This window comes from Psychrobacillus sp. INOP01, assembly GCF_018140925.1.
GTDB lineage: Bacteria > Bacillota > Bacilli > Bacillales_A > Planococcaceae > Psychrobacillus.
Genome location: NZ_CP073315.1, coordinates 3,815,774 through 3,837,626, shown reverse-complemented (window position 1 = coordinate 3,837,626; position 21,853 = coordinate 3,815,774). Strand labels below are relative to the sequence as shown.

28 protein-coding genes and 1 pseudogene are annotated in these 21,853 nt (G+C 32.2%); 1 reads left to right on the top strand and 28 read right to left on the bottom strand.

Annotated features, from left to right (window positions below; genetic code table 11):
* Positions 1-3 precede the first annotated feature (3 nt).
* From KD050_RS18765 to KD050_RS18745, 6 genes and pseudogenes are all read right to left on the bottom strand, one after another.
* Positions 4-688, bottom strand: a pseudogene (locus tag KD050_RS18765) (N-acetylmuramoyl-L-alanine amidase).
* A 139-nt stretch (positions 689-827) separates the two neighbouring features.
* On the bottom strand, positions 828-1,298 hold the full coding sequence (locus KD050_RS18760) for a phage holin family protein (RefSeq protein ID WP_211893822.1): 471 nt from the start codon (positions 1,296-1,298) through the stop codon (positions 828-830).
* A 61-nt stretch (positions 1,299-1,359) separates the two neighbouring features.
* Positions 1,360-2,199 carry a DUF4393 domain-containing protein gene (locus tag KD050_RS18755; RefSeq protein WP_211893821.1) on the bottom strand — a complete coding sequence of 280 codons (840 nt, stop codon included), beginning with the start codon at positions 2,197-2,199 and terminating at the stop codon, positions 1,360-1,362.
* A gap of 290 nt (positions 2,200-2,489) precedes the next feature.
* Complete coding sequence (locus KD050_RS18750) at positions 2,490-3,386, bottom strand: siphovirus ReqiPepy6 Gp37-like family protein (RefSeq protein WP_235754005.1); 897 nt, start codon at positions 3,384-3,386, stop codon at positions 2,490-2,492.
* On the bottom strand, positions 3,368-3,547 hold the full coding sequence (locus KD050_RS21315; RefSeq protein ID WP_235753857.1) for a hypothetical protein: 180 nt from the start codon (positions 3,545-3,547) through the stop codon (positions 3,368-3,370). The genes KD050_RS18750 and KD050_RS21315 overlap by 19 nt, the downstream gene beginning before the upstream one ends.
* Before the next feature lie 78 nt (positions 3,548-3,625).
* Positions 3,626-4,228 carry a hypothetical protein gene (locus KD050_RS18745; protein WP_211893820.1) on the bottom strand — a complete coding sequence of 201 codons (603 nt, stop codon included), beginning with the start codon at positions 4,226-4,228 and terminating at the stop codon, positions 3,626-3,628.
* Positions 4,229-4,416: 188 nt separating this feature from the next.
* Between KD050_RS18745 and KD050_RS18740 the strand changes: the two genes are divergently transcribed.
* Positions 4,417-4,722: a hypothetical protein gene (locus KD050_RS18740; protein WP_211893819.1), complete on the top strand. Its 306-nt coding sequence runs from the start codon at positions 4,417-4,419 to the stop codon at positions 4,720-4,722.
* 103 nt (positions 4,723-4,825) lie between these two features.
* On the opposite strand, the gene KD050_RS18735 is transcribed toward KD050_RS18740, so the two are convergent.
* From KD050_RS18735 to KD050_RS18630, 22 genes are all read right to left on the bottom strand, one after another.
* Positions 4,826-5,605 (bottom strand): hypothetical protein, encoded by a 780-nt coding sequence (locus KD050_RS18735; protein WP_211893818.1) that lies wholly within the window; start codon positions 5,603-5,605, stop codon positions 4,826-4,828.
* Positions 5,606-5,725: 120 nt separating this feature from the next.
* Positions 5,726-6,085, bottom strand: a complete 360-nt coding sequence (locus tag KD050_RS18730; RefSeq protein WP_211893817.1) for a hypothetical protein — start codon at positions 6,083-6,085, stop codon at positions 5,726-5,728.
* Positions 6,086-6,501: 416 nt separating this feature from the next.
* Positions 6,502-6,648 (bottom strand): CD1375 family protein, encoded by a 147-nt coding sequence (locus KD050_RS18725; RefSeq protein ID WP_211893816.1) that lies wholly within the window; start codon positions 6,646-6,648, stop codon positions 6,502-6,504.
* A gap of 429 nt (positions 6,649-7,077) precedes the next feature.
* Positions 7,078-8,157 (bottom strand): hypothetical protein, encoded by a 1,080-nt coding sequence (locus KD050_RS18720; RefSeq protein WP_211893815.1) that lies wholly within the window; start codon positions 8,155-8,157, stop codon positions 7,078-7,080.
* A gap of 242 nt (positions 8,158-8,399) precedes the next feature.
* The gene (locus KD050_RS18715) at positions 8,400-8,750 is read right to left on the bottom strand and encodes a VOC family protein (protein ID WP_211893814.1); all 351 of its coding nucleotides are present in this window, start codon (positions 8,748-8,750) and stop codon (positions 8,400-8,402) included.
* A 184-nt stretch (positions 8,751-8,934) separates the two neighbouring features.
* A complete protein-coding gene (locus tag KD050_RS18710; RefSeq protein ID WP_211893813.1) occupies positions 8,935-9,330 on the bottom strand; it encodes a hypothetical protein in 396 nt (131 codons plus the stop codon).
* Between the two features lie 161 nt (positions 9,331-9,491).
* Positions 9,492-9,695, bottom strand: a complete 204-nt coding sequence (locus tag KD050_RS18705; protein WP_211893812.1) for a hypothetical protein — start codon at positions 9,693-9,695, stop codon at positions 9,492-9,494.
* Between the two features lie 53 nt (positions 9,696-9,748).
* A complete protein-coding gene (locus KD050_RS18700; protein WP_211893811.1) occupies positions 9,749-9,973 on the bottom strand; it encodes a DUF3953 domain-containing protein in 225 nt (74 codons plus the stop codon).
* 764 nt (positions 9,974-10,737) lie between these two features.
* On the bottom strand, positions 10,738-11,454 hold the full coding sequence (locus KD050_RS18695; protein ID WP_211893810.1) for an alpha/beta fold hydrolase: 717 nt from the start codon (positions 11,452-11,454) through the stop codon (positions 10,738-10,740).
* A 144-nt stretch (positions 11,455-11,598) separates the two neighbouring features.
* Positions 11,599-11,883 (bottom strand): hypothetical protein, encoded by a 285-nt coding sequence (locus KD050_RS18690; RefSeq protein ID WP_211893809.1) that lies wholly within the window; start codon positions 11,881-11,883, stop codon positions 11,599-11,601.
* 946 nt (positions 11,884-12,829) lie between these two features.
* Positions 12,830-13,357 (bottom strand): RNA polymerase sigma factor, encoded by a 528-nt coding sequence (locus KD050_RS18685; RefSeq protein ID WP_211893808.1) that lies wholly within the window; start codon positions 13,355-13,357, stop codon positions 12,830-12,832.
* A 339-nt stretch (positions 13,358-13,696) separates the two neighbouring features.
* On the bottom strand, positions 13,697-14,302 hold the full coding sequence (locus KD050_RS18680; protein WP_211893807.1) for a CPBP family intramembrane glutamic endopeptidase: 606 nt from the start codon (positions 14,300-14,302) through the stop codon (positions 13,697-13,699).
* Positions 14,303-14,640: 338 nt separating this feature from the next.
* Positions 14,641-14,871, bottom strand: coding sequence for a hypothetical protein (locus KD050_RS18675; protein ID WP_211893806.1), 231 nt, complete (start codon positions 14,869-14,871; stop codon positions 14,641-14,643).
* 193 nt (positions 14,872-15,064) lie between these two features.
* Positions 15,065-15,643: a glycerol-3-phosphate 1-O-acyltransferase PlsY gene (plsY, locus tag KD050_RS18670; protein ID WP_211893805.1), complete on the bottom strand. Its 579-nt coding sequence runs from the start codon at positions 15,641-15,643 to the stop codon at positions 15,065-15,067.
* 200 nt (positions 15,644-15,843) lie between these two features.
* Positions 15,844-16,128, bottom strand: coding sequence for a 3-isopropylmalate dehydrogenase (locus KD050_RS18665; RefSeq protein WP_211893804.1), 285 nt, complete (start codon positions 16,126-16,128; stop codon positions 15,844-15,846).
* 219 nt (positions 16,129-16,347) lie between these two features.
* Positions 16,348-16,617, bottom strand: a complete 270-nt coding sequence (locus tag KD050_RS18660; RefSeq protein WP_211893803.1) for a hypothetical protein — start codon at positions 16,615-16,617, stop codon at positions 16,348-16,350.
* A 203-nt stretch (positions 16,618-16,820) separates the two neighbouring features.
* Entirely contained in the window at positions 16,821-17,696 is an 876-nt protein-coding gene (locus tag KD050_RS18655; RefSeq protein WP_211893802.1) for a hypothetical protein, read from the bottom strand.
* Positions 17,697-18,501: 805 nt separating this feature from the next.
* Entirely contained in the window at positions 18,502-18,972 is a 471-nt protein-coding gene (locus tag KD050_RS18650; RefSeq protein WP_211893801.1) for an NUDIX domain-containing protein, read from the bottom strand.
* A 260-nt stretch (positions 18,973-19,232) separates the two neighbouring features.
* On the bottom strand, positions 19,233-19,958 hold the full coding sequence (locus KD050_RS18645; protein ID WP_235753856.1) for an alpha/beta fold hydrolase: 726 nt from the start codon (positions 19,956-19,958) through the stop codon (positions 19,233-19,235).
* 100 nt (positions 19,959-20,058) lie between these two features.
* On the bottom strand, positions 20,059-20,202 hold the full coding sequence (locus tag KD050_RS18640) for a hypothetical protein (protein WP_211893800.1): 144 nt from the start codon (positions 20,200-20,202) through the stop codon (positions 20,059-20,061).
* 176 nt (positions 20,203-20,378) lie between these two features.
* A complete protein-coding gene (locus KD050_RS18635) occupies positions 20,379-20,549 on the bottom strand; it encodes a hypothetical protein (RefSeq protein WP_211893799.1) in 171 nt (56 codons plus the stop codon).
* A 463-nt stretch (positions 20,550-21,012) separates the two neighbouring features.
* Positions 21,013-21,444 carry a hypothetical protein gene (locus tag KD050_RS18630; RefSeq protein ID WP_211893798.1) on the bottom strand — a complete coding sequence of 144 codons (432 nt, stop codon included), beginning with the start codon at positions 21,442-21,444 and terminating at the stop codon, positions 21,013-21,015.
* Between the last annotated feature and the right edge of the window lie 409 nt (positions 21,445-21,853).

Genomic DNA, 21,853 nt, shown 5'->3' with positions numbered 1-21,853 from the left:
TTTTTATTTCACTCTCAGCACTTGTCCAATATAAATAGTGTAATTGGCATCAAGTCCATTCCAGTCCTTAATCTGTTGTGCTGTGCTACCGTATTTTTGACTTAATGAATACACAGTATCACCAGAAACTACAGTATGGTATATTGCCGTACTTTTCTTGGGAAAATTGAAACACTTAACAATTCCATTTACATGACCTCGGGCTAGAGATTCAATGAATGAAGTTGTTTTCAATTTTGCAGCATCATTTGCATTATCCATAAACCCATTTTCCGTCAAAAGAGCTGGCATATTGGATTCACGAAGCACATGGAAGTTTTGTTGTTTCTTGCCACGATCAGTAAAGTTCACAAGCTTCAAGATTTCTGAATGGATATTACTTTGATATGTCGTTGTTGGTACTCCTGAACCTGGGTAAATGAAATCTTCATAACCAGTTCCACCTCCGGCATTAATATGAACAGATAGGAAGAAATCAGCACCCCATGAGTTAGCCTGGTTTGTACGAGCTGCTAGTGATGGGAATGTATCCCCTGTTCTACTCATTAATACTGATACGTTATTGTATTCAGCTAATAAGATATCTCGAATCCTTGTAGAGAAGAGTTAAATTCTTTTCTTGTAAACCATTTCCTACTGCACCTGAATCTGTTCCGCCATGTCCTGGATCAATGAATACTTTTACCATTAATAATCACCTCATATTAGTTTTTGTGTTGCTATTTACAAATGCTTGTACCCTTTTACAACTGGTTTGAATTTCACATAACACAATCACCTCCTTCAAAATAAAAAGCCGCCGGATGGCAGCTTATTTTAAATGTCATCTATTTTTCGCTTTCCTTCGCCGCTTCCAATTGTGCGTCTACCTTACTTCCTGTTAATTCTTCACTTATTATTTTTTTAAATGTTTCAGCTTCGACTTTTTGTGATTCCACGACTTTTAATTTCGCCGCTAAATTTGCCGGTACTAATACACCAAGTTCGGCACAGTTTTCAAGAATTGATAAACCCTCATTTGCGATATAAAAAAGAACGGTAGCATATGTAATCGCTCCGTTCATTCCAAGTATTTGATCCATTAAATTAGCTAGCACGATGACCACTAACACCAACATTTTTCTTGCGTATCCAAACAAGCTTTTTCGACTCCATAGATTATGGTTTTTAATCGCTTTGAATACCCCTATCAAAATATCTAAAGCCATTAACACCAATAGTAAATGTAAAAATTTAACGTCCCCAAATAAATAAAACCGTACTACGTCCAAATGTTCCAAATTAATAAATTCTCCCATTTTTTCAACTCCTATTTTTTTCTACATAAAAAGAGCACCCAATTGGATGCCCTTAAATCTATTATGTTGTTTTACTATCATTAGTAATTTTACTGGTAACACTATTAACAAAACTTTCTCCATAAGAATTTAAAATATATCGGCCCCACCTATAACTGATATAAAGATTTTTATGCTCTCCTTTATCTTGAGCTTGTTTTATTAGATTATCATATATCTCTTTATTATCTTTCAAAAGAACTTCTAAACTATTAAATTCATCTTCCTCACCAAGCATATAAACACTGGTATCCTCTATTATCCCAAGCTTCATTAAGTTTTCCATATAGAATTGTGAATTTTCCTCAAAAATCAAACTCGTTAATTTTGAAATATCGTTAATCTTATCCTTTAATGGTACGTCTCCATGTTGAGGATCTTCCTTCATTAAATAAACATATTTAACTATCTTTTCTTTGTGAAATATATCAATAATTATTTTTGCTTCATCTTCACCTAAATTTTTAATTACCTCTACAAAGCTCGGGTGAGCATACTTAGCTCCTGATTTAGTTGATGCACTTGTTAAAAGATTAACAAATAAATCTGAAACATCTTCGTTCGTTACAGTCAATAATTCGTCGAGTATTTTCAAACCAATACTTGGATGTACTACAGTCAATTCTTCCTCAGGAATATCCTCCATCTTCTTCCGGTATTTTTCCATATGGTGGTTAAAGAATACATTTGCATTAGAGTTTACTAATTTCAAAGGCAATAGTATTGTATTACACAACTCTAAGACAGTTTCTAATGATTGCCCTACTTTTTTTAGTCCCGGTTGTGCAACATCAGGATATACTAAATTTATCACTTCAAGACTATTGGCACTTAATTTACCCAAACCTAATATATCTTTCATAGACATTCGCTCCTATATTTATGTTATAAAGCTGATTATATTACATAAATATTGAGAAAAATAGTTTATTCTTGTAGTTTCTGAGCAATCTTCTTACCTTTTTCAATTTTATTCAACAATTTATTTATTCCTCTTGAAATGACATTTGTTAATTTAAAGAGTGCTCTCGTAAGGAAATACGTTATTTTTACATTCATTAAAAATAGCCCCTTATTTATGACATAAAAAATATCGCTAGCTTATGCTACGTTTTAACGTTACTTACATAAAAAACACCCTTTTGGATGCTCTTATCTCGTTATTTCTGCTTTAATACTGCTCAATTCTTGCTTAATCTTACTGATTAAAGTAGGTCTACTATTGTCAAAAACTAGTTCAATTCGTTTTCCGCTAGGCTCGTATATTTCCTTTACCTCAGTTATGCGAGCATCACGTGTTATTCCCCATTCACGATTTTGTAGCGAGACAATATCCCCTAAATTATAATCCTGCTCATAAATTAGTCGAGATTTAGTTAGTGCCTGACCTTCCAAGTAAACTTCCTTCTCATACTCCGTTAATTTTTGAGTCCCTCGATTGGTTAAATCAGCTTCGATTTCTTCTGGAGTACGCGCTGCTGGATATTGATCATCTGTTTGCTCCGAAACATCTCTAGCATCCACAAATAACTCATAGCGATCATGACCAGATGATTCCCCTACTTCAACTATACGCCTTTCCACACCTTCACCCTGACCAGCCACAACTGCATAATTACGATAGTTGAGTTCTGATTCTGTGTAACTAATTTGACCAAGTGTATTAAACTCTGGACTAAAAATAGCAGGTGGTAGGATAGATTGATTTGCTGATAAATTGCGACCTTCCAGCACTTTGAATACATATTTCTCTTTATCAACATCAATTTCTACATTCCAACCAAGCCCACTCAATAAACTGATTTCAGCCAGTTCTTCCGCTAGATTCTTGTATCTGGATTGCCAACTGATAGTATCGCCACGCATCTGATTAACATCGAGAATGATGTCATCCATTCGCCTGTTGTCGTCCACAGGATTGATAATATTGTTGGTCATATAATGTTGCATGACACTTTCTGCATTGTCCTGTTTATTGTCATATGCAGTTGTGGAGGGCGGATAGGTTATTCGTTGACCGGCCCATGATTTTAATGGTAACGCTCGTATAATCCAATTTTCCGACGATTTGCTCCTGGCAAGTATCGATTGATTCGTAATTCGATGCTACCGATACCGTGCCAGGAACGAACGATTTGCAAAGATGAATAAAGATTAATTTCAATAATCAATTGTAAGTCTCTCGTCATAATTCGTAATGGTAACGACATTTTGTCACCTCTTTTCCAAAAATAAAAGAACGCCCATGTGGACGTTCTAGATAATATCATACGCACTACTAATTTCACTTAAACTCCAATAAAATCTAAAAAAGCATTTCCTTTTCTGCTAATCGTTATAGGTTCCAGTCTATTTATCTCTCCTCCCCATGTTGTAGATAGATTTACTAAACCTAGTCTATATAGTTTGGTATCTGTAGAATCTATAAACATCTTATAATCAGTTTGACCAATTCCTTCTAACGGAAGAACTGGAGCTTCTTCAGTCCTTCTCGATAAGGTCACAAATCGTTTTAAATCAAAAACTCTTAACTCAGATAATAAGTCGAAATAAAAAATAATTACATCTTCTTCCTTAATATCATTGTTTACGCAATTTTCGAATCCAAGGATTAAAAATTCAGCTTTATCATCTTCATGATCATTCATTATTTTCTCAAATACCATAGTACCAATCTTTTCGGCAAAAAATTCGTAGTCTTCCATATCTAAAGAGCGATATATAATTTTTATCTTTTCCTCATGTATGTCAATCCTCTTTCTGAATCTTTTCATTCTAACCGCGTTGGCTATACCACTAATAATCGGTGCAATATCACTGGTAGATGTTACCAACAATGCAATCCTGTCAATAATAGAATCCTTTATTTTATCAATTTCATAATTTTCCAAAGTAGATATCCCCTCTCATAGCCTACAAGCATATTTCGACTAATGTTAAAGGGAATCCTTCAACAAAATTAAAAATTGTTTAAGACGCATAATGTTCTTTTGTGAATTAAAATAATAATGAAACCTTTTTAAAAACGAAATTTTTTTAGCATATAATCATATTAAGTCATATTTAAGGGAGCGATTATATGGGTGAAAAAGCTTTAAGCTACCATCAAGCATTTGATCAAATTTATTTTGAAACAATCGGAACACGTACTATTGCTGACTATACAATTACTTTGTTTTCCCCTGGTAAAGATCCTATACCACTTAAATCAATAAAAGGAAGAAAATCGAATGGACTTAAAGAAGCAAGGATAGTAATTTCTAAATATATCTTAGAACACATGAACGGATATGAAAATACCATCTTTAATCAACACTGCATCAGTCCTGACAGACCTTCTAAGGATGATAAGTGGAATCAGTGGAAAGTTTCTCAATTCATTTAAACAGGGTTAGCCCCTGTTTGATACATAAAAAATAACGATATCTTATTCTGCGTTGGATGTTCCTACAGTGAAACAATTCTACACATAATGCTGACTTAACTGTTTATGTCGATGCCGCTTCAGCCCTAAATCCGTACCCCTTAGCCATTTCAAGAAATTCTTTATAACCAGAAGCGACCTTAGGCATTTGAAGACTATAAGATCCATCTTCGTTTTGTCTATTATTATTACTCATACAAATTCCTCGATTATCTGCAGTAATAATATGCAAATGTTTACTTATTCCAAACTTCGGATTGTTTTGAAGTTGATCGGTAACAAGGATATTAAATGCGGCAGGAAGACCTATTGTTTCAGCAAAACCAAATACATTATTAACATTGGAATCGCACCATTCTATAAGTCTCTTATGCTCATCTATTGATGAACCAGATCCAATCGAAACTATGTCATGTTGATTTGCAATATAAGGTTTGAAATTTGGGCCAGATAGCTTAATTACTGCAGTTTTCGTATTCCTTATATCTCCAATATCAATTTTTGATTCAGGAAACGTACCAATCATCAATAACTGGCACCCCAATTTTTTCTCGATTGGGCTTGCATTATCGTATATTCGTTTAGCTTTCCTACTCCACTTCTGAGCAATATAAGTTGGAATTAATCCTTTTTCTTCTTTTTCATTCTGTATACACTCAGCCAAACCGATTAACATTTTAAAGCCTAAACTAACACTTCCTGCAAAACCAGCTCTCATATTGTTAGTGATAGAGTAAAATTTTTGCAAACAATCTTTTTCAATATTACTTCCCCATGAAACTTTAATATCAGATAAAGCGAAACTGTAACCCATAAATGAGTTTACTCCTATAATCCAAGTCAATTTTACATCCCCTTTTAGAGGATGATATCTTTTTATTGGTGAGTTGTAAATTCGTTTCAAATTACCATTATGAATATTGACATAAAAAATAACGCTAGCTTATGCTGCGTTTAATGACCCTCATGTGCAACTCAAATGATTAACAATTTTTTGTAGCCCTGATAAGTTCCCTTTTCCTAAGGTAGAGTAATAATCTATATGCTTCTGTACGGCAATTAAAGCATCTTTATAGGAATCCTCACCAAAATCTCTTCTAATGCTTTCAAGCAAAAATTTATTTGTATCATTATTAAACGCTCTTTTATATTCTTCTCCATTCAACATAGCTAGAAATATGGTAATAAAAGCTTGTGCAGAACCTTCTGCCATACCCGTTGCTCTATAAATCTCAATTTTCCCTTCGCTTCTACTCATTTGTCCTGAATATACTTTTTTCGCTACTTCATAAGCACCTTTACTCATTTCCATGGTAATCTTCATTTATTAACCCTCCAAATATTGTGATTATTTAAAGGTTATCATATAAACGTGCAGCTGTGTCTTAGCAAATAATTTGTCAAGAGACGGCTGCATACTTCTTGTAATAGGTAAAAAAACTAATGCTACGTGGATCTTTAGTATACGTTTTATGAATATTTGAAAGTCTTATCAAATATGCTGATACTTGAAAAGGTAGAATTACAATTTCAAAATATATACTCGAAGTAATAAATGAAAATGCAAACACAGTTTTTAATCAGCTTTGCAAAAAACCCGGACGTGAAAAAGACCGATGGGACCAATGGAGAGTTTCCCAATTCATTTAAACAAGTTTAGCCCCCAGTTTATTACATTATAAAACACTAGCTTATGCAGCGTTTTTTATTCCGTATGACATTTAATGTTCCTCAGTTGAATTATTCAACTGTTACAAGGTTTCCATTTCCATCTAAACCAAGTATAGATAAATCGGCTAACACTGGCTCTTTCAAATGTTCAGGAACATCTTCAATATTTCTACGTTTCCCAGCGATTAACCCACTAAAAATTGCTACCATAAACATAATATTACCTCCTATTATTTTCATTAGTATTTTAATTGCTATATTCTGTATCCAGTACATGTTGCACCGCCACTCTATCTTGTTCTAAAACTTGGTCCATTGAATATCGATTGTTGTATTGTGATTTCATTGGCTGTTGCTCAAATCACATATCCACTAACCTTAACTATCTATTCCTTTTAAATAGGCTATGTTAGAGTTAATGGTTTATTTTGTATAGAAAAAAGAGCTTGGAGAAGCATTTCCAAGCTCTTTTTTCCTGTCATTTTTAGCTAAAGCACCCGTTAATTTAAGTGTAATCTTTCATAATCCTGTTCCCTAACATAAAGATTCTTTTAATCTAAGAATTTCCCTTTATGAAGATGCGGTTTATTTACTAACGAATGAATCAATAAAAACGACCATTATAGCTATCTTTCAAAGCTATTTTTAATCTAACGGTGTTTTTGATAAATACTCTAACTTTATAACGTGCATTTCATCTTTATAAGAAATAACGCCATATTCATCTTGAGTAAAATAAAATGTCACAGCTTCGTTACGAGGAATAAGCATCTTACCATGATAGCCCCTATAATCAGGTATATCTTTTGTTATATAATATGTGCCAATAGGTTGAATATCCTCTATTGGTTTTAAATCTTTAATACTTACATAGCCAAAACTTGGACCTTTATAAGGATAACGAGAATCGTCAGTAAATTTTCTATTAAAGATACCAATATCCTCAGAAAAATCATCTATATTCCCTATAAAACTATTAATCGCATTATTTTTTTCCCAAGATTCTCGTACTAGAATAAGTGTATCTTTCTCTACTTCAAATATTTGTTTTGCATTTAATAATGGAAATTCATAGGCTATTGTATTTTGCCTAGCAAGATAATAGCCACTTGGAACACTTCGTTTTTCAACTACTTTAACATCAGAACCAGAAATAAATTCTTTTACATAATATGGTGGATCTTCCTCTTCACCTGAATAATCTATTACGACTTGTAATTTACCGTCAATAATCGTGTATTGTTCGAGATACTCCGCATAATTAAAAAATTTGATAGATTCTGAAGGACTTTGATCCCTTAAAATTGACCCATATCCTTTTTTATAATATTTTAATGGTTTTTTTAATATTTCCTCACGTGATGACACGACCCATGTATAATCATCAAAAAATGAAACTCTTAAATTCATTGGTACTTCCTTAAATACGACAAGGTTTGTTGCTTGTACACGATAACCGCTACTCATCCAGTAATAAACTTTTCCATTATACTTTTCAATATCATAAACTCTGAAATAATTACCCTTTTTCACTGTCAACGATACAAATTTACCTGAACTATCTTTCTTATAAACTTTTACGTCCTTTGTAAAAGTCATTTTCCCTGATTGGTCCTTTACAATTTCTGCCCCATCCCATATCACTTTTTCTTGTGCTAGTGCTGGTGCTTCAATTGAGAAGAAACCTCCCCCTATTATTAGTAATACTATGAACCATTTTTTCATTGTTTACCCAATTCCTTCCTATTTCAGTTTCATCAAATATAGCATACTTAGATGTTTATATTAACAGCACAATATAATTACTCACTTATATTACGGTTCATCACAAGTAAACCTTAACAACTATTTGAAAAAAATTGCAGTAACACATTCCTCAACTAAAATGCTGCGTTAGTTCAATAAGAATTAGCAATCCTTACAGGCAGCCACTTGTTGAACTAAAGCACCCGTTAGTTGAACAAAGTTCAACACTTGCACACCATCAATTGGTTCCCATAAGGATCTTTAAAATTAAACCAATGTTTATGCTTAATTTCTGTTGTTAATTCGACATTCTTACCTCTCATATACTCATATGCTTGTTCTATATTATTAGTGTTTAAATGAAAAGGTGGAGTTTTGAAGATATTATCCTCTGAATAGATTTTGCTATCTAATACAATTCCTGGTCCATTCATAGGCACTATATATAAATGACCATATAAAACCTCACCATCTATTGGTAACCCTAATATGTCACAATACCAATTACGTGCTTCTTCAATATTACTTACAGGAATAAAAACTGTTCCGATTTTATTTAATATAGGATTCATAAACTACCTCCAAAAATCAACTTCGAATATTCAAGATTTATTCGCTACAATTTATATATTCTCCTTCTTATTAAACTAACCTGCTGCGTTAGTTCAATAAGAAAAAAGGCTTTACCCCATCTTGAAGTAAAGCACCCGTTAGTTGATTAAGGAAGGAAATGTAAAGGGATGTATGTTATAAAAACTAATTAACTCTCAAGTTAATTTTTTCTTCATATTCGCCCGTATTAGTCCGCCAATTAATTTCTATATAAGCATGATTTAACGATATAATTGCATTATCTATAGTTGGAGGATTATTACCTACGCCCGTACCAAAGGATATAGCATTTTGATTTTCTTGAGGTTCTCTTTCTCCATCACGTCCGCCTTCGTCAGTAACTAACGAATAAGAGACATATAGAAGTTCCTCATCTCCTGTATATTTAATCCCACCTCTATCATAGAGTTCAGAATCGGTCACTTCGTATGTTACATGTGCTTCCCATAAGTCTCCTTCACCAGTAGCTTTAATGGTTTCTTGATTTGAACAAGCTGTTAATAGAATAATTGTAAATAGTAAAATAGATATCTTTCTCAACGTAACTCCCCCTCAAATGTGGATCGAATTGTCCCTACGTAATAACTATTTCGAAACTTTTGTTATAAATACCTCTTATTAAACTAAACTGCCCCTTTTGTGGTATAAGAAAAAAGGCTTTACTCCTTCTTGAAGTAAAGCACCCGTTAGTTGAATAAGAGTTATTTCTTCTGTTTAGTTTTAATGTATTTTTCCGTTAATAATCCCGCATTAAACACCGATAAAATCATGATGAAGAAAAATAGTATTCGAACGGGTGAAATCCTCTCGTCAACAGTAAAATCAATATTAAGAAAAGTAGAATAAACAAAGGCAATAGCAACAAATATAGATAAGATAAATTGTCCTTTTAAAGACTTAATCATAAAATCCCCCTTATAAATATTATTGATTAGTTGAAATTCATCTCTAAATTTAATTAGAAACTAAATAAAGCCACAACAATAACTAATAAAGATACTGGTATAAAAAACATACCCCAACTATTTTTACCTTTATTTTTAAATTCCTCTATTCCTATAATTGCAATAAAGATTCCAAGCAATAAAGATGATATTGGACCATATAAAAAATCTTTTGTAATTAAGCCGTATGCTGAAATTGCTATTACAATTAAAGCAAGAATTATTTTAATAATTTTCAACTCAATTCCCCCTCGTATTATTCACTAACCTGCTGCTTTACTTTAATACGTTTGAAACAAATAGATGTTCCAATTTTATATAAATTTTCCATTTATAATAAACAAAAATCCATTTGGCTTATTGAACTAAACTGCTGCTTTAGTTCAATAAGAAAAAAGGCTTTACTCCTTCTTGAGGTAAAGCACCCGTTAGTTTAAGTAAATTCTTTCACTAACTGATAAATAATCGAGTTGTATTATCTAAAGTCCAATAAAAATTCTCATTGTTTCCCCTTATTCCACTTATAGGAAATTTTTGACCATTCATAAATCAGAATAATCAAGAAAATTATAAGACAGACAATTAAATTATCTATCCACATAACCTTATCTTTAACAATTAATTGCCAAACAGTTGATACTATAAAATATATTAAAGAGAATCTGATGCTTTTCTTAAACATAATATCACCGCCTTCATTACAGATTGTTTTCTAAAAGATGAAGTTATTCAACTAACCTTTTGCGTTAGTTTAAGTGTAACATTTCACAATGGATTGCCGAACTATACTTGATGTTTTGGACGTAAAAATAGACCATATGCTAGTAACAAATACGAATATAACTAAAATTAGTGTTGACTCTAAAAAGACTCTCATAGCACTCTCCTAATTTTTATCTAATTAGTTTTACCCACTATTTCACTAACCTGCTGCTTTAGTTCAATAAGAAAAAAGGCTTTACTCCTTCTTGAAGTAAAGCACCCGTTAGCTTAATAAGAAAAACTATTCTTTCTCAACTTTCTTTATAAAAACATCTAACACTTTTGTATAAATTTCTGGCTGTTCAGAATGCACTAGGTGCGAGGCAAAGGGAATGATAGACACGTGAACGTCCTGCTTTAATAACGGGTACAAGATAGCCCCTTTGGTTTCACCTTTATTTCCTTCACCAACCATATACAAAACAGGTGAATTAATACCATCCAAATCTTTTGTCTCGTGAAATGGATACCAATGTTCATCTTTTCCCATATATATAAATTGTCTCCAATTAGACCGATGTAAATTATCAAAGTAACTTGCTACATCTTCGTTTTGTAATAATTGTGCTTGAGATTCTACATCTTCTTTGTGCATTTCAATCCAGTTTTCTGGCTTTTTAGACAAAATCCCAGAAATAGTTAAACTTTTAACTTTATGAGGGAATTTTTTTGCGAAGAATAATCCAACTAAAGCACCTAACGAACACCCTACTAGATGAGCAGATTTTACATCTAATTTATTTAGTGTTTCTTCTATATCTATTGCAGAATCCTCAAAGAAATTCGAAAGATTATTTTCAATTGACTTACCATGTCCTCTTAAATCGGGAAGAATAACTTTAAAGTTGTGTTTAAAATATTCTCTCTGATATTCAAAGTCAGTTAAACCCGTTTGTAAGCCAGTATGAAGAAATACAATTGGTTCCCCATCCCCAAAAACTTCAGTATGTAGTAGCAAAATCATCCCTACTTTTCTAAGTTATAATTTGTTTAATATATGCCTACTTCGCCAGCCTTTTAAAAATACCTTCTTCTTCAACTAAACTGCCGCGTTAGTTTAATAAGAAAAAATGCTTTACTCCTTCTTGAAGTAAAGCACCCATTAGCTTAATAAACTTCCAAAAAATATAACGAAAGTCAAAATTGCTGATAACCCTAAAGTAATAATTATTGTAGTTACACTCCTCACCATCCCTTTCCAATCATGGATACCTGAAAAACCTAATACCCCTAAAATTAAAGTTAGCAATGAAATATATAAAACCAGTTTTAAAGGGTGTGTACCCATAATGGAATAATCAATTGGACCTGAAAATGAAACAAGAAGAAATAATAAAATGCAAATTATTGATAAGATAAATGACCCTATGTTAATCTTTTTCTTCATTCAATAATTCCTTTTTTCGTTATTTTAGTATTTTTCTTATTGAACTAACCTGCCCCGTTAGTTGAATAAAGTTACTTCATCCAACAGAAAAATCCATTATGACGAAGAATTCTCCTCTTTTTTTCTAAATAAATATTTTAATAAAGACACTGCAAGCCTAATTAGTAAAATGTAAATAAAACTTTGGCAAATACTTAGAACTAAGACAAATACATATATTCCAAAATCTTCCACTTCGTTTACACCATAATATTGCAACAATTGCCAATCAAAAAAATATTATAATAACTTATCCCTAAGAATATAGGAATTAATAACACCCAATAAGCCTTAGGTAAACTTACTGTATAACCTTTAACTAACATTTAATCCCCCCATTCCGATTTTTTCTACATTGAATAACTATTTCGACACTCATCCAAAAAACACCTACTTATTGAACTAAACTGCACCGTTAGTTCAATAAGAAAATGGAGTTTCCTAATCCAACCCCATGACCTTTAACTAATGGTCCCCATTAGTCTAAGTGCATTTATTAATATCAAAAAAAGAGAGTTGCCAAGCAACTCCTTAGATAATTACAAAATTCTCCTACTATATACAATTGTACCGCTACGTACTTGTCATAAAGTAAAGGTGGTAAAATTTTTAAAAATGTACAAAGCAGTCTTGCACGAGACTGTGTTTAGTCTGCATAATATTATCGGAAGAGAAATGAACTTACACATCCAAGCTGTTGATGATACCTAATATTTGATGAAGCCTTTTCTTCATTCCACCTCATGATTGAAAGCCATGTAAAACCTAAAGTGATGCTTAAAAAAACTATTACTAATGACGAAATGGCAATGGTCCGAATAACCGTTCTTCTTTTTGCCTTACTTACTATCTTTGAAATATTGTTCGTCGAATTTCCACAAAAAGCTCATTTAGCTCCAATTCCTCTTTATTTTCTTTGTAGTCGGTCATGTTTTGTTTGCTCCTTCCTATACTTATCTTTAAAGGCTTTCCTTGCACGAAATAGGTATGTTTTTAAGGTTCCTGGATTTAAATCGAGCATCTCTGCAATTTCTTCATAGCTTAAATTTAGTTCGTATTTTAACAACAACAACAACTGTTTATGTAGGGGAGTCAGCTGATCGAGTACGACTTGGATTTCTTTCTTCATCTCAGATTGCTCAACATGGTCTTCCGGTAAAAGTGTATCGTCTACAAACTCAAAGTTTTCAAACGATACAAGAACCTGTTTTTGCTGCTTGCGACATAAATCATAGAATTGATTGATTGCTACACGGAATAACCAGCTAAACGACTTATCAGGATCGACAGAATCAATGTATAAGAGAAATTTATATAAAGCCTCTTGTATGATATCTTCAGCATCTCGAGGATTTGCGCCGTTCTTAATTAAATACTTATAAATAATTCCCGTTTTTTCTTGTAGAACGTGGTACAATTCCTCTTTCTGTTTCACTAACTCCCCTCCTTCCCACTTATTAGACTCCTGGCCATGTAAAAAGTTAACACTGATTTTGATTTTTTTATAAAGGCAAAAAAAAAGTATGATTCTTTTATAGAATCACACTTTCCCATTCTAAGAGAATATAAATTAGTCAATTTCCACGTTATTTGCATGAATACCACTTACGATTTAACCCTTCTTCAACTAAACTGCTTTAGTGCAATAAGAAAAAAGAGCTGCATAAGCAACCCCTGATCTTTAACTAAAGCACCCGTTAGCTTAATAAGAAAATGTCTAACTTATTCTTTATAGAATGAAATCAAAATAGGTTTATACATTATCTCAAATTCACTATCCCAACAAAAATGATATTAAAATAATGCTAAATAAATTAGCAATAAAATGCGAAATAGCACTTATCCACGCATTGTTTGTTTTATAAAATATCACACCATATAAAACACTATTTATAAAGATAAAAAAAATATCATAAGAGACTACTATAAGACTCCCATCCACAATGTGACCAAATGCAAATATTATGGATGTAACAATTAAAGTAGGTATTATTGGCAGTGCTTTACTCAATTGCTTTTGAAAAAAAGCCCTCCACGCAATTTCTTCACCCAAAGCTAAAATAGCAAGTTGAAGGACGAGAAACATTATCTTATCTAACGAAACAACAAACTCCGTTCTTCCATAAAGATGTTCTATGTATTCGGGCAAAATTAATTTTGCCAACACAATACAAACAACATTCAAAATTAGTGGTAAAAAAATCCAAAAATAAATTGTTCTGTTTTTCAGACTCGTTCCAATTGCTTTTGCATTTAGTCCAGTGTCAGCAGAAACATTTTTTTCCAACTTACTATTAATAAAGAAAAATGCTATACCAATAATAATAGATATCCCAGCAATACTAAATCCTAAAAAATTTGTAAATGAAACAGCGGTCATAACAAACATTGCTATTAAACATATTTTTTTTATATTAGTCAGCTTTAACTCTCCTGTCCTATAAAATAATCTCTATATCGTAGAATATTTTTTAACTACCCCCCCTTAAGTTGAATAAAATTTTATACTCTTTCAGAATATTATTCAGGTTTGTATATAATTCTATATGGTTTCAGAAATATCCTTCTTCGACTAAACTGCCCCTTTAGTTTAAGTGTAACATTTCACAATATATCGCTGAAACCTACTTGATCTTTTGGACATAAAAATAGACCATCAAAATGATGGTCATGTTTGACTAAAGCACCCGTTTGTTTAAGTACATTTGAAACCAACAGTTATCCAAAGTGATTATGAAAACACCAAACAATAAGAATCATACTCACTATTCCCCAAGCTGTGGTACTCACTATCCACCAAATTATGGATTTAGCTTTTGTTGAACTTTCCTCGCCTTCCATATTTGCTGTTATAAAAGCGAGCTTACTTTCCATACCTTTTTTCATAGAAGTGAGAACAACAAATCCGATTATTATGAAACCAATAGTTATCCAGAGTAATAAGTCCACCTTTTATACCTCCCTTTTTTTTGTGAATTACTTTCCTTCCAATCTTCTTTATTCAATTATCCTGCCCCGTTAGTTTAAGTGTACCATTTCACAAAGGATTCTTGAGATCTACTTGATGTTTCGGATAAAAAAACAGACCATCGAGATGATGGTCTTGTCTAACTAAAGCACTCGTTAGCTTAACAAGTAAACCCTAATTTTCAACTATTTTGTTCTCTGTTCCATTTACAATTCTCTTTATATTTTGTCGATGTAGAATGATTATTGATATGCTTATTAGTAGAGAAAGTGCTGTGATAACTTTATCTTCAAATACAAGACTGTAAATGGATAATGAAATACTAGCCAACATTGAACTTAGTGATACATACTTAGTAAATAGCAAAGTTAACACAAACACAACAAAACCAACAAAAACACCTAAAGGAGTCAAAAACAAGAAAACTCCAGTTGCTGTCGCAACAGCCTTTCCACCTTTAAAACTAGCAAAAACAGAAAATATGTGCCCTAATATGGCTAATAAACCACATACAATAGGGTTAACTGTAGAACCAAGTATTAGAGGAAGTAAACAAGCAAATGTACCCTTTAATATATCAGCAATTGCAACAATTACTCCTGCTTTTATGCCTAAAACTCTATAAGCATTAGTTGCACCAAGATTACCACTACCGTAATCACGAATATCTTTCTTATAAAACATTTTACCGATTACTAAAGCAAATGAGATTGATCCAATTAAGTAACTTAGAATCAAAGTTAAAATGTTCAAAGTATTATCTCCTTACATAGTTTGTTAAGTAAGTATTTCTATTTATTGCACATGATTTCCTGCAATCCTTCTTACATAAACCTGACCCTTTAATGGAACAAGTTGCAATTCCTTATTCAAGAAAAGCACCCGTTTGCTTAATAACTTGTTAAAAATAACTAAAGCACTCGTTAGTTGAATATAATCGTGAATTACATTTTTCAGTTCCTAAATTTCTTTATTACAGTTACTAAAATTGCAATAAGAAAAACGATGACACTATTTATTATTAGATATTGTCCTAGTTGAAAACCATAAAATATTGCAAAAGCATCACGAATAATAAATACTGCTAATGCACCACCGATTGCCCCAAATAAAACTGCTAATAACAATATTATAAAAGCAGCAAAATATAAATTTTTCTTTTTATTGTAAGATATAAATCCAATAATATTTGCAATTACAATAAAAAAGCCCATAAGTATTAAGAAAAAAATAGTCATTTAACTCCCTCTTTTCGCTAATATGACAAAAATGGCTAATGTCGTTTTAGAAAACCCCTCTAAATATATTTTACCATTTAAACCAAAATCCTTGTTGAACTAAACTGTCGCGTTAGTTCAATAAGAAAAAAGGCTTTACTCCTTCTTGAAGTAAAGCACCCGTTAGTTGAAGAAGAAAAGCGAAGCTTATTCAACATTCGCACTCAATTGTTGAATATCCTAGCTATTTTCTTTAGAAAGTTTATATAAGGAGAAAAAAAGAAATATCGTTCCCAGTGAAAATAAAATTCCGCCTATAATCATGTGCGATATTATATATTTGGACTTTATTGCATTAAAATCCGCCGAATCCATGCTCCCCCCCATAGAAATTAAATAAGCACTTGCTGCCCTTGAGCCAAAATCCACACTAAACTTTAATGTCAGAAAACCTATTAACATGAAAATCATAGTAAGTATTAAAAAGCCATATTTCTTGATAAATTGCATCATACCACCCCCAGACTTGAAGAAACACACCCTTTTTGTACAATAATTTGCGCATATTAACTTATTCAATAAAAATTCAAAAAAAACCTTCTTATTCAACTAAACTGCTGCGTTAGTTCAATATGAAAAAAAGGCTTTACTCCTTCTTGAAATAAAGCACCCGTTAGTACAATAAGTAAAAATATTAATTTTTTTCCAAATGCTTAATTACATTGTCGATACTTCCCAAGTGTTAGATGTTCCCACTCTTTATAAAGTTGCTCTTTCGAAAGTATCTTCCAAGGATTAAACATCGTTTGTCCATGTTTATTGAAATATAATTCTTCCTCAATATAATAAGCTGCATGTTGAATGATAGCATTTTCATCTTTCCAAATTACAATGTCCCCTTGGTGTAGTCCTTCATCTAGAAACTCCTCATAGTGATACTGTTTCAATTTTTCAAAAAATGTTTTTTGATGTATCCATTCATATATAAACCACTCTTGTTTCCCTTTTGAAATAGCAAACAAAACTGCTGCTAAACAATTTGCACCTTGGAAATGACCAAAAGTATTGGCAAATGGTTTTAGAAAACTAGGTAAGGACTTTGGTGATTCCTCACATTCTCCCTTATCCCACCATTCATAAACCACCGTTGTAAGTAACTGTTCTTTAAATGACTCGTCAAGTTTTTCCCACATGGAACGCAGAATGACAACGTGCCCATTCACCACATAACTTGAAGGTATTTTTTCTATCTCATGTATAAATGTAACGGGTAGTACAAGCCCTCTTTCACTTAGCACTTGTGAATTTAAAATTAATTGTTTTTCCTCTTCAGATATGCTTTCAATCCATTCTTTTTCAGCTATGATTACGTATTGAGCGTTCTTTATATTCCAGTACTCATAACCATTTACATAATTTAATTGTCCATACGTACGGTGATTATAAAACTCATCTATTGGCATTATTAACACATCTGTAAAGTCAATTTCATTACTAAGATGTTCTTTCGATATGAAAAATAAGTCTTTTTCTGGTACATAACTATCCATCCATGAAAGTAAGACTTTTTTTGTCGGTTTTATTTTCATTATGTATTCCTCCAAGTTAAGTTTAACTGCACATTGTTTGAATAACTCTACTTACATTAACTACTATATCTCTGCAATTGAAATTCCTTTTCATGTTCTGCCTCCTCATATGAGACTATGTTCAATGAAATAGAACAAAAATCCTTGTTCAACTAAACTGCCGCGTTATTTCAATAAGAAAAAAGGCTTTACCCCTTCTTGAAGTAAAGCACCCGTTAGCTTAATAAGATGTTATTTATTTTCTTTTGTACTTCCTAAATATTCACCGTTTTTTGGTTTTATTATTTTTGAAGCTATTCTAAATTCTCCTTAAATCTATCGATTCAGAAAAGAATAAATTCCTATTATAAGTGTAATAAGGGGGAAAGCAAACCATAAGGAATCTCTTTCAAAAAAGTATTTGAACTCAGGTATAAATACCAAATATTCGGAAATAAAAATAAACATAAAAAAGGAGCTAACTAATAATATAGATTCAGGAACATTTATAACTTTCTTTTTTTCCATTAAGAACAACCTCCATTTTATATTTCTTTATAAAAAACTACCATATTTTGTAGGTAGTTTCTCCACGTTTCACATAATAGTCTAACCTGCAGCGTTGGTTCAAGAAAAAAGTGCAACCCCCAGACTTGAAGTAAAGCACCCCTTTTGTTCAATATTTTACATATATTAACTTATTCAACACAATTGCAAAATACCTTTCTTATTGAACTAACCTGCTGCGTTAGTTCAATAAGAAAAAGCTACCCTTTCAGGCAGCCACTTGTTTAACTAAAGCACCCGTTAGTTGAAGATGAAAGTTCTAACTTCTGTTTGTATCATCAATTTCAGAGTTTAAAGTACTCTCCCACCAAATATCCTTATTACCGTTTAAATAATTTTTTATCAGATTCCTAAATGGGTAAGGTTGTAAGTTTATAGTATCCAAGTCATCTGCATTGCACCAGAAAAAATTAAGATGAGATTCACTTGATTTTGGGTTAAAACTTGTTGTTATTTCATCGCTTGTAACCTCAAATACTTGATTTATTTCGCAATTTAAAATGCCTTTTTTCTCCCACTTGTGTTCTACTAACCCAAGTAAACTAACCACTGTGCATGATATTCCTAATTCTTCTTCTATCTCTCTTATCAGTGCACCTTTTGCACTTTCGCCAAATTCAATGTGACCACCAGGTAAAAATGTATTTGGATATCCGTTTGCTTGTGCAAGTAAAACCTTATTATCTTTTATAAAGATTCCCCTTGCTAAATGATGAAATGAATTAGGCAAGAAATTCTCCCCCTTACAATATTTTTAAAATTGCATTCTGTACTTATTCTGTATCTTAGTTTAAAAACCTTTAAATTTTGCATGGTTCTTCTTCAACTAACCTGCCGCGTTAGTTTAAGTGTAATATTTCAAATTGTACATAAAACAAGACCATCATTTTTGATGGTCTTGTTTTACTAAAGCACCCGTTAGTTGAATAAGCAAAAGTCACTAAAACGCTCCCAAACATCAACTTTATTATTGTCTTATCTGGAAGGAAATTAATAAAATGTTTTAATAAAAGCTCTGAGAACTTCACCTAATTCATTCTTTTTACTTAGCCAAATATAATGTTCAGCCCCTTTAATTTCGATATATCCAGAATTACTAATAAGGCTGGAAATCTGCCTAATTGACCAAGAAGGACGAATATCATTTTCTGCATAAATGAACAATGAGGGTAATTGAAGTTGTGAGATATCCTTTAGTAATAGTGGTTTTTTAATGAATGCTCTCCAAGAATTAATCAAAGAACGATGAACCATCTTATTAGCCTCAAACTCAAAATCTGGTTTCAATTCACCAATCTCTTCTTTCTTCCGATTATAGATATCCTTCCAGCCCCTATCATTTTGTACTCCAGTTCCCGATACAGATACATATCCTAAAATAGACTGAGGAAATAACAATGAGTAAGCTAAACCTAAATCAGCTCCCCAAGAGTGACCAATTACCACCCACTTTTTAAGCCCGTACTCTTCACGAATTCTTTCAATGTCTTTAAGACAGGATTCTAAATCATACCCGTTTCCATCATAACCGGAACGACCACAGCCTTTAGGATCAAACATAATAACCTCACAAATATCATCAATAAGAAAAGACACTGGTTCTAAATAATTACTAGATCCAGGTCCGCCACTTATTAAAATGACTGGAACCCCGCCTTGCCCTCTTTTTTCAGTCCATATCCTGCCATCTTCAACTGTTATGTATTTTTCAACCACCAATATCACCCTTTGTTATCTGCTTTAAGAACCTACTTAGATAAAACAAACCCCTTCTTCAACTAAACTGCTTCGTTAGTTGAAGAACAGTAAAAGGAAACTACTTTTTAATATACTCTTTCAAATTATCATTCAGTTTTTTAATTTCTTCTGTCTGTTCAAGAATATTATTATTTACTTTTCTTATTGCATCATATACCGCAAAGCACCCTGAAAAAATTAAAATAGCTATAAGTAATTCCATTTGTACCCTCCTTTACGAAACCTTAAAGTATCTAATTCTATATGGTTTCAGAAATATCCTTGTTCAACTAACCTGCTCCGTTAGTTTAAGTGTAACATTTCACATTGTACATAAAAATAGACCATCATTTTTGATGGTCTTGTATAACTAAAGCACCCGTTAATTGAGCACTTTATCTATACTTTTTCAGACTTATCCTTTAGAAATAATCCGATTAACGTAACTACAAATCCACCAGTTAGAATAAAGAACTCTTTATCACCACGCAATATTCCACCATATTCTTGTATCCAGAAACCTAAAATCATTATTGCAATGCCAAGTAACATTATTTTAGTAGAACGCATTATTCTCCCTCTTTTCTTATTGAACTAAGCACCCATTAGTCTAAGTAGAATCTATTCTCATATCCTTATTTAACTTATTTTGACTAACTGCATAACCGAAATTTAAGCGAAGTAAAAAGAATATATCAATAAAACAAAAATCCCTATTATTCCTGCGACAATAAATGGAATTCCGGAAACTGGTCTTCTTTTAATTCGAATGTAAAAACCGGTCAAGATATACATGCAACAGAGTACTAATCCAATAATCAATAATATAGGTTTCATTTATCCATCTCCAAACTTGAAGTAAGCAACCCTTTTGCAAAAAATTTTACATATATTAACTTATTCAACACAGTAGCAAAATAACCTTCTTCTTCAACTAAACTGCTGCGTTAGTTCAATAAGAAAAGTGCTTCACTCCTTCTTGAAGTAAAGCACCCGTTAGTGAAAAGTACAACTCTGCAAAATATCTTCTATCTTACACAGTCACAATTGTTTTATCATCATTTGTTATACAGGAAAAATTGAGAATTAGTATATAGAACGGATAAACTATCAATCCTCCTATTGCTAAAAGACCAGTAACAGGATTGGGGGTATCTCCACCATTAGTTATTGGAAATAAAGATGCGATTACATAAATTAAAAGCACAAAATAGGGTACCCAAAGAATCACTGTGAAAAAGTTCGCCTTTCGCCCACCCAACCACTTTTTTGTTAAGAAAAAGATTAGCATTGTACCACCTATAATTTCAATAATAAGCGTTATGCCCGTCAGAATATTTACCGTACCAATTTCCCAATTTGTCAGTCTGCTAATTCTATACACATTTAACATAAGTTCAAGAGGAACAAATACCATAAGAGCGTACAGAATACTAACAACATTTAACTTTAAGAAATATTTCATATAATAAGCCCCCAATAATAATAATTAGCTCTTAATGAACTAAACTGCCCCTTTAGTTTAAGTGTAACATTTCACAATGCATATCTGAGATCAACTTAATATATTGGACATAAAAATAGACCAACGAAATGATGGCCATATTTTGCTAAAGCACCCGTTAGTTGAAGAAGCTCAATCAAAAAATCGTTAATCCGATAATAGAAGTGGGGCCATTCAATATACGATGTTGTCACCTTCGCTTCAAGAAAAATCAGAGAGTAAATTTGAGGTAACTCGCTGGGTAACAGGGCAGTCAAGCCCTTCGGTTAATAACTTTCGTTTTACCAAAGAAGAAAGGCTTAGCGAATCCAGAATGCGGTATACCGTTATGACATTGCTTTAGTATTTGAGCCTCAAGAAATTGAGGCTC